Annotated in this window: 19 protein-coding genes and 1 riboswitch; of the genes, 7 read left to right on the forward strand and 12 right to left on the reverse strand. The window is 74.0% G+C overall.

What is annotated here, in order from left to right; translation table 11 throughout:
* Positions 1 to 99: 99 nt before the first annotated feature.
* A riboswitch (glycine riboswitch) is annotated at positions 100 to 201 on the reverse strand.
* Between the two features lie 205 nt (positions 202 to 406).
* From BKA22_RS06665 to moaA, 3 genes are read left to right on the forward strand one after another with little or no spacing between them, the layout of a single operon-like run.
* On the forward strand, positions 407 to 985 hold the full coding sequence (locus BKA22_RS06665) for a MogA/MoaB family molybdenum cofactor biosynthesis protein (protein ID WP_146952777.1): 579 nt from the start codon (positions 407 to 409) through the stop codon (positions 983 to 985).
* Positions 982 to 1,401, forward strand: coding sequence for a molybdenum cofactor biosynthesis protein MoaE (locus BKA22_RS06670; RefSeq protein ID WP_146952778.1), 420 nt, complete (start codon positions 982 to 984; stop codon positions 1,399 to 1,401). The genes BKA22_RS06665 and BKA22_RS06670 overlap by 4 nt, the downstream gene beginning before the upstream one ends.
* A gap of 8 nt (positions 1,402 to 1,409) precedes the next feature.
* The gene (gene moaA, locus BKA22_RS06675) at positions 1,410 to 2,414 is read left to right on the forward strand and encodes a GTP 3',8-cyclase MoaA (protein ID WP_179561885.1); all 1,005 of its coding nucleotides are present in this window, start codon (positions 1,410 to 1,412) and stop codon (positions 2,412 to 2,414) included.
* Between the two features lie 26 nt (positions 2,415 to 2,440).
* Here the strand turns inward: moaA and BKA22_RS06680 are convergent, their stop codons facing one another.
* The 9 genes from BKA22_RS06680 to BKA22_RS06720 all read right to left on the reverse strand — a co-directional run bounded on the left by BKA22_RS06680 (position 2,441) and on the right by BKA22_RS06720 (position 8,344).
* Entirely contained in the window at positions 2,441 to 2,785 is a 345-nt protein-coding gene (locus tag BKA22_RS06680) for a TFIIB-type zinc ribbon-containing protein (RefSeq protein WP_146952779.1), read from the reverse strand.
* A gap of 98 nt (positions 2,786 to 2,883) precedes the next feature.
* Positions 2,884 to 3,120 carry a MoaD/ThiS family protein gene (locus tag BKA22_RS06685; RefSeq protein ID WP_146952780.1) on the reverse strand — a complete coding sequence of 79 codons (237 nt, stop codon included), beginning with the start codon at positions 3,118 to 3,120 and terminating at the stop codon, positions 2,884 to 2,886.
* On the reverse strand, positions 3,117 to 4,070 hold the full coding sequence (gene mobA, locus BKA22_RS19660) for a molybdenum cofactor guanylyltransferase (RefSeq protein WP_223203552.1): 954 nt from the start codon (positions 4,068 to 4,070) through the stop codon (positions 3,117 to 3,119). Before mobA ends, BKA22_RS06685 begins: the two co-directional genes overlap by 4 nt.
* Positions 4,070 to 5,398: a molybdopterin molybdotransferase MoeA gene (locus tag BKA22_RS06695; protein WP_307725884.1), complete on the reverse strand. Its 1,329-nt coding sequence runs from the start codon at positions 5,396 to 5,398 to the stop codon at positions 4,070 to 4,072. The genes mobA and BKA22_RS06695 overlap by 1 nt, the downstream gene beginning before the upstream one ends.
* Positions 5,380 to 6,555 (reverse strand): pyridoxal phosphate-dependent aminotransferase, encoded by a 1,176-nt coding sequence (locus BKA22_RS06700; RefSeq protein WP_146952781.1) that lies wholly within the window; start codon positions 6,553 to 6,555, stop codon positions 5,380 to 5,382. Before BKA22_RS06700 ends, BKA22_RS06695 begins: the two co-directional genes overlap by 19 nt.
* Positions 6,556 to 6,625: 70 nt before the next feature.
* Positions 6,626 to 6,799 (reverse strand): YegP family protein, encoded by a 174-nt coding sequence (locus BKA22_RS20285; protein WP_223203553.1) that lies wholly within the window; start codon positions 6,797 to 6,799, stop codon positions 6,626 to 6,628.
* A 112-nt stretch (positions 6,800 to 6,911) separates the two neighbouring features.
* A complete protein-coding gene (locus tag BKA22_RS06710) occupies positions 6,912 to 7,190 on the reverse strand; it encodes a hypothetical protein (RefSeq protein ID WP_146952783.1) in 279 nt (92 codons plus the stop codon).
* A 123-nt stretch (positions 7,191 to 7,313) separates the two neighbouring features.
* Positions 7,314 to 7,820 (reverse strand): low molecular weight protein-tyrosine-phosphatase, encoded by a 507-nt coding sequence (locus BKA22_RS06715; protein WP_307725885.1) that lies wholly within the window; start codon positions 7,818 to 7,820, stop codon positions 7,314 to 7,316.
* A gap of 2 nt (positions 7,821 to 7,822) precedes the next feature.
* On the reverse strand, positions 7,823 to 8,344 hold the full coding sequence (locus tag BKA22_RS06720; RefSeq protein WP_223203558.1) for a GNAT family N-acetyltransferase: 522 nt from the start codon (positions 8,342 to 8,344) through the stop codon (positions 7,823 to 7,825).
* Positions 8,345 to 8,487: 143 nt separating this feature from the next.
* Between BKA22_RS06720 and BKA22_RS06725 the strand changes: the two genes are divergently transcribed.
* The 3 genes from BKA22_RS06725 (at position 8,488) to BKA22_RS06735 (ending at position 9,668) form a co-directional block, all read left to right on the forward strand.
* Positions 8,488 to 8,763 (forward strand): type II toxin-antitoxin system Phd/YefM family antitoxin, encoded by a 276-nt coding sequence (locus BKA22_RS06725; RefSeq protein WP_146952785.1) that lies wholly within the window; start codon positions 8,488 to 8,490, stop codon positions 8,761 to 8,763.
* Complete coding sequence (locus BKA22_RS06730) at positions 8,760 to 9,035, forward strand: type II toxin-antitoxin system RelE family toxin (protein WP_146952786.1); 276 nt, start codon at positions 8,760 to 8,762, stop codon at positions 9,033 to 9,035. Before BKA22_RS06725 ends, BKA22_RS06730 begins: the two co-directional genes overlap by 4 nt.
* 108 nt (positions 9,036 to 9,143) lie before the next feature.
* Entirely contained in the window at positions 9,144 to 9,668 is a 525-nt protein-coding gene (locus BKA22_RS06735) for a hypothetical protein (protein ID WP_146952787.1), read from the forward strand.
* 372 nt (positions 9,669 to 10,040) lie between these two features.
* Here the strand turns inward: BKA22_RS06735 and BKA22_RS06740 are convergent, their stop codons facing one another.
* Both BKA22_RS06740 and BKA22_RS06745 read right to left on the reverse strand, forming a co-directional pair.
* Positions 10,041 to 10,418, reverse strand: coding sequence for a hypothetical protein (locus BKA22_RS06740; protein ID WP_146952788.1), 378 nt, complete (start codon positions 10,416 to 10,418; stop codon positions 10,041 to 10,043).
* 38 nt (positions 10,419 to 10,456) lie between these two features.
* Positions 10,457 to 10,870, reverse strand: coding sequence for a hypothetical protein (locus tag BKA22_RS06745; protein ID WP_146952789.1), 414 nt, complete (start codon positions 10,868 to 10,870; stop codon positions 10,457 to 10,459).
* A gap of 114 nt (positions 10,871 to 10,984) precedes the next feature.
* Between BKA22_RS06745 and BKA22_RS06750 the strand changes: the two genes are divergently transcribed.
* Complete coding sequence (locus BKA22_RS06750; RefSeq protein ID WP_146952790.1) at positions 10,985 to 11,293, forward strand: hypothetical protein; 309 nt, start codon at positions 10,985 to 10,987, stop codon at positions 11,291 to 11,293.
* A gap of 40 nt (positions 11,294 to 11,333) precedes the next feature.
* Here the strand turns inward: BKA22_RS06750 and BKA22_RS06755 are convergent, their stop codons facing one another.
* Entirely contained in the window at positions 11,334 to 12,767 is a 1,434-nt protein-coding gene (locus tag BKA22_RS06755; protein ID WP_146952791.1) for a lactate/malate family dehydrogenase, read from the reverse strand.
* Positions 12,768 to 12,809: the final 42 nt, after the last annotated feature.

Below are 12,809 nucleotides of genomic sequence, written 5' to 3' on the forward strand. Positions count from 1 at the left end.
GAGAGTTTTGCCGGTCCGCCGTGGCCAGTGGGCCCGGGGCGCGCCGACTTGCACCGTCGGTGGGTCGGGCCCGAGGGCACGACCGCTTTCCAGAGTTGCCTCGCCGTGGCGGTACAGGGGGCCTGAGAGATTCCCGGGGAGGGTTGCTCCTTCGGCGTCCCGGCCGGCCGTGGCCGTCGGGAGCTCTCCCGCCATGGTTCGAGCAGCGTGTTGAGTTGTGGCGTCAGGGTACCCCGCGGTCCTCCCGTCGAGCGGGTGGTCTCGCGGATCGGTCCGGGCCGGCGGGCCGCGGGCCGGCGGCCACCGTGCCGCACACCGAAGGGCGGCCCCGGGCGACTCCCCCGCCGTGACAAATCCACGGCGGTCGCCCGCGCCGGACATCGCCGGGCCTGGTTACCCTGACCGGATGACGGCCCCTGACGGCGGGACGCACCACTCCTCGCACCGACCCGCGGTGGACACCGCGGGCGAGCACGCGGGCAGCCGCGACGGCGCGCTCATCGGCGCCGCCACCGCCCTCGTCCTCGTCGTCTCCGACCGGTCCGCCGCGGGCGAGCGCGAGGACCTCTCGGGCCCCGCGGCAGCCGCCCGACTGGTCGAGGCCGGCTACGAGGTCGTCGACGTGGTGGTCGTCCCGGACGGCGCCATCTCCGTGGAAAACGCGCTGCGTGCCGCGGTCGCCGGAGGCGCCCGGCTCGTCGTCACGTCCGGCGGCACCGGGGTCGGGCCTCGCGACCGGACGCCGGAAGGCACCCGGCCCGTGCTCGCCCTCGAGCTGCCGGGCATCGCCGAGCTGCTGCGCCGCGAGGGGGCACGGTCGGTGCCGACCGCCGTGCTCTCCCGCGGCCTCGCCGGCGTCACGGTCGAGGGCACCGTGGTGGTCAACCTGCCCGGTTCGCCGCGCGGCGTGGTCGAGGGTCTCGACGTGCTCCTCCCGCTGCTCGGGCACCTGCTCGACCAGGTGGGCGGCGGTGACCACCGATGAGCGTCCTGGCGCAGGTCACGCACACCCCGCTCGACCTGGGGTTTCACGTGGAACAGGTGAGCGGCCCCCAGGTCGGTGCGCTCGCCACGTTCCTCGGGGTGGTCCGCGACCACGACCCCTCGGTCCCGGGCGAGGTCGTCGCGCTCGACTACAGCGCACACCCGGACGCCGGCGCGGAGCTCGAGCGGATCGCGCACGAGATCGCCGACCGTGACGGCGTCCTGGGGGTCGCGGTGAGCCACCGGATCGGCCACCTCGCGGTCGGGGAGGCCGCCCTCGTCGCCGTGGTCGCGTCCGCGCACCGGGCCGAGGCGTTCGACGCGTGCCGGGAACTGGTCGAACGCGTCAAGGCGCAGCTGCCGGTCTGGAAGCGCGAGGTCCTCGCCGACGGGTCGCACCTGTGGGTCGGGCTGTGAACGGGCCCGTGCAGGCACCTCTGGTCGACCGGTTCGGCCGGGTGCACCGCGACCTGCGGATCTCGCTCACCGACCGGTGCTCGCTGCGCTGCACCTACTGCATGCCCGCCGAGGGCGTCCCGTGGCTCGCCCGCGACACCATGCTCAGCACCGAGGAGATCGTCCGGGTCGCCCGCGTCGGCGTCGAGCTGGGCATCACCGAGATCCGGCTCACCGGCGGCGAACCCCTGCTGCGCACCGACGTGGTCGACGTCGTCCGACGGCTCACCGCGCTGACCGGACCCGAGGGTAGCCCCGAGGTCTCGCTGACCACCAACGCGCTGCGCCTGCCCGGCCTGGCCGCACCCCTGCGGGACGCCGGGCTGGAACGCGTCAACATCAGCCTCGACACGCTCGACCGCGCCCGGTTCCAGCAGCTCACCCGCCGCGACCGGCTCGTCGAGACCCTGGCCGGAGTGGCCGCCGCCGAGGCCGCCGGGCTGTCGCCGATCAAGATCAACGCGGTCGCCATGCGCGGGGTCAACGACGACGAGGTCGTCGCGCTCACGCGCTGGGCCGTCGACCACGGGTACCAGATGCGGTTCATCGAGCAGATGCCGCTCGACGGCGGGCACACCTGGGACCGCGTCACCATGGTCACCCAGGCGGAGATCCTCGAGCGGCTGACCTCCGCCTTCACGCTCACCGAGGTGCCCGGGCGCGGCGCGGCACCCGCCGAGCTCTGGTCCGTCGACGGCGGCCCGGAGACCGTCGGGGTCATCGCCTCGGTGTCCGCACCCTTCTGCGGAGCGTGCGACCGGCTGCGCCTGACCGCCGACGGACAGCTGCGCGCGTGCCTGTTCTCCCAGACCGAGACCGACGTGCGCGCGCTGGTCCGGGCCGACGGGACGGACGTCGACGCCGCGCTCGGGGACGCCTACCGGCGGTGCCTGGCCGGCAAGAAGGCAGGGCACGACATCGACGACCCGACGTTCCTGCAGCCGACGCGACCGATGAGCGCGATCGGCGGCTGACCGCCGACGTCACGGAGTGGTCGGGGTCAGAAGTCGAAGAGGTCCTCGAGCCAGGACTCGCGCTTCTTCTTCCGCCGCGGGTCGTGCCCGCGGCTGTCGTACGCCGCACGGTCGTCACGCCTGTCGTCGTAGCCGCGCGCCGCGGGCTGGCCGTACGGGGTGGGTTGGCCGTACGGGGCGGGTTGGCCGTACGGGGCGGGAGCAGCGGCCGGGGTCGCCTGCACGGCGGACGCGGTGCCGCCCGAGCGTTCGAGGATCTTGTCGAGCTCGCCGCGGTCGAGCCACACGCCGCGGCACACCGGGCAGTAGTCGATCTCGACGCCCTGGCGGTCGGTCATCACGAGCCGTGCCTGGTCCACCGGACACAACATGCGCGCACCTCCGTCGTGGCGGTGACCGTCACCGCCTCCGGCCGGGACAACGGCCGACGGCACCGATCGGTGCCCGCCCGGACGACGGCACGAGCCGGTCAGCCGCCGGCGAAGGGCGGGAGCACGTCGAGCACGGCACCGGCAGGCACGGGCTCGGCGCCCTCGACGCGAACGCCGTCGGCGAGCAGCGCGCACCGACCGAGCACGCGGTCGAGCTCCGCGCCGTGCCGCGCGACGACCTCGGCCAGCACCGACGCCAGAGAGCCGGCCGGCACCTGCTCCTGCTCGAGGCCCGCGGCCTCGGCGGCCGCGGCGAAGTAGCGGACCGTGATCACGCGGTCGGCCCGTCGGCACCCCAGGCTGCGGCCGCGGCACGCACGCGCGCGAGCACGTCGGCCACCGCCTCGGGGCTCCCGCCGGCGGCCCCGACGGCGATGCCCGCGACGAACAGCGACAACGGTGCCGCGGGTCGGGCGACCTGGTGCGCCACCTCCCCGGCGACGTCCAGCACGTCGACGACGTCGACCAACGACGGGTCCACGCCGAGGGCGACCGCGAGCGCGGACGTCCAGACGGGCAGGTCGGCGCCCGGTGCGCGCCTCGGGTCCTCGCTCATGGGTCGCTCCTCGTGGTGTCGTCCGCGTGCTGCGGGTGCTGCGGGGCGCTGCCCCGGCCCGTCCGATCCTGCCACCGGCGCGGCCGCACCGAGCTGCGCGTCGAGCCGGCGGACGTCGTCCCAGGTGTCGGCGTCCAGCCCACCTCCTTCGAGGTCCGTGACGTCGGTGAGCCGCAGGCCGTCGAGCAGCGCACGGACCGGCAGCCCGCGCACGCCCGTCGGCCCGCCGTGCCGCGCGACCGCCTGGTCGAGGGCGGCGCGGGTGTAGACGGCGAGCAGGTGCTGGGCCCGACCGTCCTCGTCGACCAGTCGGGCGCCGTCGGGGGCCTTGGTGGCGGCCTCGAGCAGCGCGGGTACGACGCGGGACGCGAGCGGGACGTCGCAGGCCAGCACGAGCACCAGCGGTGCACCGTCCGGTCCGAGCGCGGTCAGCCCGGCGGCGAGACCGGCGGCCGGGCCGCCGTCGGGCGGGTCCTCGAGCACGGTCACGACCCCGGGGCGGACCAGCCGGTCGGGTGCGACGAGGACCGTGCGGCCGGCCCCGGTCGTCGCGTCGAGCACGTGGTCGACGAGCGCCCGGCCACCGACGGCAACCTCGGGCTTGGAGGCGCCGCCGAGCCGCCGGGCACGCCCGCCGGCGAGCACCACGGCGTCGAACGACGTGCCCATCAACGCAGCCGCAGGACCGTGAGCAGGTCACCACGCTCGACGGCCGTCACGTCGACCGGGACCACGGCGAGCCCGTCGGCCAGCGCGAGCCGGGCGACCAGGTGCGAGCCGGACCCGCCCGGGGTGGCACGGCGGACGGTCGGGCGAGGGTTCGTCGCAGGGTCCACGGCGGTGTCGAGCCCGAGGTCGTCGGCCGGCGCGACGACGCGCACGGGCATGATCTGCGTGCGGCCCGGTGGCGTGCGCCACGCGTCGTCGACGGTCGCGACGACCGTGGGGCGCTCGACCTCCGTGGCTCCCTGCAGGCGTCGCAGCGCAGGGCGCACGAACAGCTCGAACGAGACGAACGAGCTGACCGGGTTGCCCGGCAGGGCGAACACCGGCGTGCCGTGGACCAGCCGGCCCAGTCCCTGCGGCTTGCCGGGCTGCACGGCGACGGGCACGAACGCGACGTCCGGCTCGTCGAGCAGCGCAGCCTTGACCACGTCGTACGCACCGACGCTGACCCCGCCCGAGGTGATGATCGCGTCGACCGGCCCGGCCTGCGGGTACGTGCCGGCGTCGAGGGCGTCGAGCAGGGCACGCAGGTCCGCGGGGTCGTCGCCGACGGGACCGATACGGACCGCGTCGGCGCCGGCCTCGCGCACGGCGGCGGCGAGCAGCCACGAGTTCGAGTCGGGCAGCTGCCCGCGGGCCAACGGTTCGCCCGGTGCGACCAGCTCGTCCCCGGTCGAGACGACGGCCACGCGCGGACGCCGGTGCACGACGAGCCTGGCCTGCCCGACCGACGCGCACGCGCTCACGTGCGCCGGGCCGAGCAGCGTGCCCGCCGGGACGACGAGGTCGCCCGCTGCGGCGTCCTCGCCCGCACCCCGCACGTGCGCGCCGGGGGCCGGTTCGACGCGCACGGTCACGGAGATCGTCCCGCCGTCGGTGTGCTCGACCGGGACGATCGCGTCGGCCCCGCTGGGAACGGGCGCACCCGTCATGATCCGGGCGGCTGTGCCGCGGTCGATCCGAGGGTCGGCCGAGGTGCCTGCCGGCAGGTCCGCGACGACCCACAGGGTCACCGGGTGCTCGGCGGACGCACCGACGAGGTCCGCCTGGTGCACCGCGTAGCCGTCCATCGCGGAGTTCGCCCAGCGGGGCAGGGCGTCGGCCGTGCGCACGTCCTGCGCGAGCACGCGACCGAGCGCGTCGTCGAGACCGACCTCCTCGGTCGGCAGAGGTGCGCCCAGGGCGAGCGCGGCGGCCCGGTGCTCGGCGAGCGTGCGCATCACGGTCGGGGCCGTCGGGACGGTCGGCGCCCTCACAGCGTGCCCTGCCACGCGACGATCCGGTCGACGGCCTCGCGCACGACGTCGACGGACGAGGCGAACGACAGCCGGACGTACCGGTTCCCGTCGACCGGGTCGAAGTCGGTTCCCGGGGTCAGGGCGACCCCGGCCTCGTCGAGCAGGCGGGCGCACCAGGTCACCGAGTCCAGCCCGGAGGCGGACACGTCGCCGTACAGGTAGAACGCGCCGTCGGCGGGGGCTACGTGCACCCAGCCGAGCTCGTCGAGCCGGCCGAGCAGGTGCGTGCGCGCCTCGGCGTAGCGGTCGACGTTCTCGCGCGCCGCCGCGTAGCCCTCGGGGCTGAACGCAGCGACGCCGGCGTGCTGGGCGAGCGCGGGCGGGCACAGCGCCACGTTGCCCGCGAGCGCGTCGACGGCCGCGACGAGGTCGTCCGGGAGCACGAGCCAGCCGAGGCGCCAGCCGGTCATCGCCCAGTACTTGGAGAACGAGTTCACGACGACCGCACCCTGGTCGAGGTACTGCGCGGCCGTCGCAGTCGCCAGCGCCTCCCCCGTCGCGTCCGGGTAGGTGATGCCGTGGTAGATCTCGTCGCTGATCAGCCGGACGCCGTGCGCGCCGCACCAGGCGGCGAGGGCCGCGAGCTCGTCGGGGTCGATCATCGTGCCGGTCGGGTTGGCGGGGCTCGCGACGACCAGGCCGTCGACCGGGGTGTCGAGCGCCTCGAGCTGGGCGACCGTCGGCTGGAACCGGGTCTGCGGCCCGCACGCGAGCTCGACGACCTCGCAGCCGAGGGCCGCGAGGATGTTCGTGTACGCGGGGTACCCAGGCCGGGCGAGCGCGACCCGGTCGCCGACGTCGAACGCAGCGAGGAAGGCCAGCAGGAACCCGCCCGACGAACCGGTGGTGACCGCGACGCGGGCCGGGTCGACGTCCAGGCCGTACCAGTCGGCGTAGTGGTGCGCGATGGCCGCGCGCAGCCCCGGCGCACCCATCGACTCGGTGTACCCGAGGTCACCGCTGGTCAGCAGGTCGATCGCCCGGGCACGCACGACGTCGGACGCGCCCGTCGACGGCTCGCCCGCGCACAGGTTCAGCACCTTCTCGCCTGCGGCCCGGCGTGCGTTGGCCGCTGCGAGGATCTCCATGACGGCGAACGGCGGGACCTGGGACCGGCGCGAGACCTTCATGCCCCCATCGTCGCCGAGACACCTGGGAGATGCGCGGACATGTCCAGGTTCGTCCAGGTCGTGGACCCCGTCAGCTCTGGTCGTCGACCTCGGCATCCGCGGCGTCGGCCTTGATGCGGTCGATCGCACCCTGTGCCGAGGCCTTCGCGGAGTACCCCTCGCTGCTCGCCAGGACGTTGCCGTTCGTCGCCTTGATACGGAACCGGAACTCGTCGGCCTTGTCCTTGTAGATCTCGAACTTCACGACAGCCCCCGTTGGCCCAGGCCGTCGGCGGGACGTCGGCGGCACCTCTGCCAGTGTGACGACGGGACCGGCGGTCGCAAGCGGGGACGGGAGGACGCGGTGCGCGCTCCGCTCAGCGCGTCCTGCTGCGCCGGAGCCGCCGGACGAGGACGACGGCACCCGCACCGAGCAGGGTCGAGCCGAACGCGACCGCACCGACGAGCAGCTCCCCCGCACCAGACGACGCCGGGGCGACGAGCAGGACCGCCACGAGGACCCCGACGACCGCGGCCAGGACGACCACCCGCGCGAGCGCCCGACCGCCACGGGCCCGGCGCGCGACGCGTGGCGGCCTCGTGCCGAGGACGACTGCCGGCGCGACGGTGCGCCGCAGGTGGGACGGGGTCACCATCGGCTGGCTCCTTCACGGGTCCCGACCTCTCAGCCGGACGGGCGATTGCCAGGAAGCCTCCCTGGTGCCCATGAGCACCGCGGGGCGCGCCGGTGAACGGCGAGCGACGGTCCGGCGACAGCCTCAGAGCGCCGCGCGCACGTGCGCGACGATGCCGTCCGCGGCCGCCTCGACCTGCGCCAGGCAGTCCTCGAAGTCCTCCGGTCCGCCGTACCAGGGGTCGTCGACGTCGAGCACGTGCTCCGGCTCCCCCGGTGCGACCACGGGCGCAGCCGGGTCGAACGAGCGGAACATCACGACCCGACCCGCGATCACCGGGTCCGCCGCCAGACGGCGCAACGAGCGGGCGTGCGTCGCCGTCATCGCCAGCACGAGGTCCCGGGCGGGCAGCTCGGTGGCGCGGACCTGCCGCGCGCGGTGGCCCTCCCCCGCCGAGTACCCGTGCGCGACCAGCACCGTCCGGGCCCGCCGGTCGATCGGGTGCCCGTGCTCCTCGTCGCTGATGCCCGTGGAGTCGACCACCACCAGCTCGCCGAGGCCCGCCGCCTCGAACCGGTCGCGCAGCACCACCTCGGCCATCGGGGACCGGCAGATGTTGCCCGTGCACACCGTCATCACCCGGTACGGCACGCTCACGCGCGCACCCGCCCACGGTCGACCTGCATGAGGATCCCCGTCCCTCCCTCGAAGCTGATGCCCGCGAGCCGTGCCGCCCGCGCGACCTGCGTGAAGCCGTGCCGCTCGTGCAGGGCGATCGACGGGGTGTTGCGGGCGTTGACCACGCTGCGCACCACCGCCGTCCGCTGCCACGACCAGTCGAGCAGTGCCCCGAGCAGCCGGTCGCCGATGTACCGACGACGCCAGTCCGGCGCCACCGTCAGCCCGGAGACCGCGTACCCGTCCGGCACGTCGGCGTGACCCGACCACCACGACACCGACGCCCATCCCACCACGGTGGGCCCGACGTGGCCGACGAGCACGCACCGACCCGGGTCGCCGACCGCCGCCGCGAGCCTGCGCGCGAACCCGTCGGGCACCGGGCCTCGCGAGGCGACGACCTGCACGATCGCGTCGACGTCCTCCGGTCGCGCCGCGCGCACGTGGGCACGGGGATCGGGCGATCCGTGCACCTGCGGGGCGTAGCGCGCGAACATCGAGGTCACCGGCCCAGTGTCCGCCGCGGCGTCGACGAAGCGAGGCCGGGTCCCGTTGTGCTCTGCGCCGCCAGGACGCACACCCTCGATCTGGCTATAAGTCGGGCTATCTACTGGCTATTAGTCGCACTACACTCGCCCTCATGAAGACGGTTGCGCTGAGCGAGGCGAAGGACAAGCTGTCGGCTCTGATCGACGAGGCCGACAGCACCCACGAGATCATCCAGATCACCAAGCACGGGCATGCCGCCGCGGTCCTGATGAGCGCCGACGACCTGGACTCCCTGCACGAGACGCTCTTCTGGCTGTCCCAGCCGAACGTGCGCCAGGACATCGTCGATGCCCGCGAGGCGAGCACGTCCGGCGAGACGACCTCCGGTGAGGACCTGCGCGCCCGGTACGGGCTGCCTCCGCTGTGAGCCCCGAGCAGGACCCCTGGAACGTCCAGGTCGCACCGAGCGCGATCCGCTCGCTCGACCGGCTCCCGCCGCGCGTGGCCGGCGCCGTCGTCGAGTTCGTCACCCGCACCCTGCCGGAGAATCCCGAACGCATGTCCAAGCCTCTGCGGTACGAGCTCGAAGGCTTGCGCTCTGCGCGTCGCGGCGACTACCGCGTCCTGTTCACCCTGGACGAGACAACGCGCACGCTCCTGGTGGTCCGGATCGCCCACCGGGCCGACGCCTACCGCTGACGAGGCAGGTCCGACGAGGTCGCCGTCCCCCTGTGCGACGGGCCCCGGCGGAGCCCACGACGCGGCGGCGTCACGTGCCCGTCACCTGGTGCCGCGATACTCCCGCCCATGACGAACTCGACGCACGCCGGGCCCGCCGCACCTCCCGTGAAGTCGCGCGTCCCCGAGACCGTCCCGAGCACCGCCGACCGCGCCGCGCTCGTCGCCGTCTGGGCGCTGCCGCTGCTCGCCGTCGCGCTCAAGGTCGCCGTCCCCGGCTGGGTCCTGCTGTTCCTGGTCGTGGGGTCGCCGATCGTCCTGGCCCTGCTCGTCTCGGGTCTGGTGACGTTCACCTCGACGTTCCGGCGCCGCAGCCGCGTACGCGCCACGCACGGCCAGGTGCCGACGCTCTACCGCGCGCTCGCCTGGGTCTGGGGCAGCGCCTGGGTGCTCGCTGCGTTCGTCGTCGCCGACGCCGGGGACATCGGGCCGATGCGGTCACCGCTCACCGTCGTGGCCGGCCTCGGCGAACCGGACTGGTACCCGACGTTCCAGGGCCTGGTCCTGTCGCTGTGCATCACCGTCGTCATCAGCGCGCCGCTGGTCACCTGGATCGCCCGCGCACGGGCGTCCGCCGTCGCCCGCCCGGCCTGAGACGCACTCGCTCGGCTACCGGCGAGACGCTTGACGCGGCGGCTCAGTACGACCACCGCCACGGACGTACGGGTGCCCGCTCGCGCACACGCGGGACACCGGAGGCAGTCGTAGCCGGCAGCATCCGGCTAGATCGGGTGGGTCCATCGTCATCGCCCCGTGTCGCTGCTGCCTCGCCACGCTCGGTCAGCCGAAGCCGGAAGCGTGCTCCCATGGGCCTCCAGCCGAGTCTTCCGAGTTCCGCCAACGATCGACCGAGCCAGTCCGCGGGCGATCCGGACCAGTCCTCGAACCCTGTCTCGCTCAGGTCGCCTGGGACCGCGCAGCGGTCCCGACGCCGTGTTCGTCCCACCGGGTTCGACTGACGTGTCGTCACACGCCAGTCGGGTAGAACTCCAGGTCCTCCGCCATGAACTCCACAGTTGCGCCCACGATCTCAGGCGACGGGCCGTCGGTGTCGAACTCGACCTGAAGGAGCGCGCCGCCGATCTCCAGCACAATCACGCAGTCCTCAAGGACGGTCGTGACGACGCCACGAACCATCCCGGGCGCCAGGTCTCCGAGCGGACCGACCACGACCTCGCTCCGGGTTCGCACCCGAGGCAGTTCTAGTTCCACGTCGACAGACGCGCCTCGACCGACCGCCGTTGCGCCTCTCCAGAAGCCCGAGAGACGTCCCGCCTGGGTCTCGAGCTCGATGAAGGGTCGCGTCGGGTCCGCGCCGGTCAGGGCAATCGCTCGCATGGTCACGTGCCTCTCAGGAAGGGACCCCGTCACCGGTGCAGCCGTCACCGGTCGACCGGGGTCGAGATCCGCAGGAGCTCCTCGTAGATGCCCAGGTACTGCTGGCGGTCCAGCTCAGGAGGCGTCCAGGAGCGTGACTCCATGTGCCGGACCGCCGCGGCCGGGATGGTGATCCCGTACTCCCTGATGTACTCGATGGCATCGAGGCGCCAGTAGTAGCGCCCGTCCGAGGCGATGGCCGCACCGCCGCTCACACCGAAACGATCCCCGATCACATCCCGCGTGTACTCCATCCAGGCGAGGAACACGGGACACCAGCCAAGATAGTCGATGACCTTGAGGCGAAGCTCGTGCGGCATCACCGTCACGCGATCCCCGAGCTCGCCGGACCAGACCTCCCCCGGCCGGGGCGCGAGCGAGCCCAGTGCGAGGAGACCCGGTCCAGGCCGGGAGCCCATGGGACCCTCCTTCGGGTGTGACGCGGGTGAGTGCGACTCCTGCCACCCTACGATCGCCGGGGTCGCCGATCCGGACGAAACCGAAGGGGAGCAACTGTGGGGAACGCTGTCGAGGTGTCTGCGGAACCTGCGCATCGGATGGGCCGCTGGGCCGGGCGCGTCTTCTCCTGGTCGTTCGGCCTCGCGTGCCTCAGCCTGATGCTCGGCGGGGTGAACATCGTCATCTGGGCGAACCACTGGTACGTCGCCGAGCAGGTGTTCTACCCCGAGGTGGACGAGGCTGCGAAGCAGGGGCCGTACCGGGACATCGCCCAGATGCTGCGCTCGGGCAACGAGGCCCTGCTCGACGGGTTCGTCTGGCTCGGCGTCTCGGCGCTGTTCGCCGTCGTCGCGGCCGTGCTGGGGCGTCGCCGGCGACGGTGAGGCGACGTCCCGCCGAGCGACGGACGTCCAGGCGAAGCGGTCAGACCGCGGCAGCCCGTACCTCGACGGCCCGGACCACGGCGAGGCGGCCGAGCGAACGGACGAGCACCCGGCAGCGACGCTCGTCGGCCCGGAACGCGACGACGACCGTCCCTGCCTCGGCGCCGTCGTCGGTGTCGTCCGTGCGCAGGGAGTCGACGTTGACCCCGCGGGTGGCGAACACGGCCGCGAGCGCGGCGATCGCCCCGGTGCGGTGGTCGGTGTCGATGCGCGCGACCCAGCGAGCAGCGTCGGGGTCGGGTTCGACGACCTCCGCTGCCGGCGCCGGCTCGGCATCCGGTGCTGCCTCGCTCTCCGTCGCTCCCTGGGCGGCGACCGGCGGAGCGGTCGTGGGCCGGACCTCGGACGCACGCAGGTAGGGGTCGACCCCGGCGGCGATCCGTTCGACCACGCCGGTCAGCCGCACGTCCTCGTCGGGCGCGAGCTCGTCGAGCAGCACACGCGTCCACCCCTCCGATCCGAGCACGACGGGCACCCCGAGGACGCCGTGCACGGGATGCCCACCGACGGCGACCTCACCGGCGAGGGCGACCTGACCGGCGACGACGATGTCGCGGCCGTCGAGGATCGTGGCCACCAGGTCGGCGGTCGCGGCGGCGGTGCCGGCGGGCGTCTTCGCGCCGGACTGGTGGGTCATCCAGGGTCGGGCGACGGTCTGCAGGTCGGCGGGCCAGGTGTCGAGCAGCGCGAAGGCGGCGCCGATGTCGTGCTCGGCGAGCGCGGCGAGCCGGGCCTTCGCCTCGGCGATCTCGTCGGGGAACGTGGCGAGCGTGCGTCCGCCGCGCAGCCGGGCGACCGCCCGTCGACGCTCGTCGACGTCGAGCCCGCTGATCCGCACGCTCGACCACAGCGGCACGACGTCCTCGCCGTGCTGCCCGGCGACGAACCCGCCGACCCGGTGTCGGCGCACGCCGAGCTGCACGGCGACCTCGCGGCGGAACCGCAGCGTGTCGAGCCAGGCGCCCATGCCGATGACGCGGTGCCGGCCGAGCGTCTCGGCGAGCACGGCGACGGCCAGCTCGACGGGGTTGGTCACCACGACGACGACCTCGTGCCCGGACCCGTGCTCGGCGAGCGCCTCGGCGTACGCGCGGAAGACGGGCAGGTTGGCCTCGGCGAGCGCGGAGCGGTCGTGCGTCGCGCCGGGTCGTGCCGGGTTGGTGCGACCGGCGGCCATCACGACGATGTCGGCGACGACGTCCTGCGGCCGCAGCGCGACGTCGAGCAGCGGCGCGTGCTCGTCGTAGGCGTCCATGAGGTCGGCCCGCAGCCCGTGCACGGCACGGCCCGAGGATCCGTCAGGCCGTCCGACCAGCTGCAGCCGTGAGCTCGTCGGCAGCACCCGGGAGTCGACGAGCCGCGTCACCACCTGTCGGCCGACGTCCCCTGTCGCACCCAGCACCGCCACGTCCACGGGCGCGAGCGTACGGGCCGTTTGTGACGCCCGAGTTCACAC

The sequence above is a fragment of the Cellulomonas soli genome, from assembly GCF_013409305.1.
GTDB classification, from domain to species: Bacteria; Actinomycetota; Actinomycetes; order Actinomycetales; family Cellulomonadaceae; genus Cellulomonas; species Cellulomonas soli.

Bases quoted from the DNA above. Each gene is read 5' to 3' on its own strand.
- BKA22_RS06700 (WP_146952781.1), bottom strand. From the start codon at position 6,555: ATGAAGGTCTCGCGCCGGTCCCAGGTCCCGCCGTTCGCCGTCATGGAG.
- BKA22_RS06670 (WP_146952778.1), top strand. From the start codon at position 982: ATGAGCGTCCTGGCGCAGGTCACGCACACCCCGCTCGACCTGGGGTTT.
- BKA22_RS06710 (WP_146952783.1), bottom strand. From the start codon at position 7,190: ATGGTGACCCCGTCCCACCTGCGGCGCACCGTCGCGCCGGCAGTCGTC.
- BKA22_RS06680 (WP_146952779.1), bottom strand. From the start codon at position 2,785: ATGTTGTGTCCGGTGGACCAGGCACGGCTCGTGATGACCGACCGCCAG.
- BKA22_RS06745 (WP_146952789.1), bottom strand. From the start codon at position 10,870: ATGGGCTCCCGGCCTGGACCGGGTCTCCTCGCACTGGGCTCGCTCGCG.
- BKA22_RS06735 (WP_146952787.1), top strand. From the start codon at position 9,144: ATGACGAACTCGACGCACGCCGGGCCCGCCGCACCTCCCGTGAAGTCG.
- BKA22_RS06725 (WP_146952785.1), top strand. From the start codon at position 8,488: ATGAAGACGGTTGCGCTGAGCGAGGCGAAGGACAAGCTGTCGGCTCTG.
- mobA (WP_223203552.1), bottom strand. From the start codon at position 4,070: ATGGGCACGTCGTTCGACGCCGTGGTGCTCGCCGGCGGGCGTGCCCGG.
- BKA22_RS06665 (WP_146952777.1), top strand. From the start codon at position 407: ATGACGGCCCCTGACGGCGGGACGCACCACTCCTCGCACCGACCCGCG.
- BKA22_RS06720 (WP_223203558.1), bottom strand. From the start codon at position 8,344: ATGTTCGCGCGCTACGCCCCGCAGGTGCACGGATCGCCCGATCCCCGT.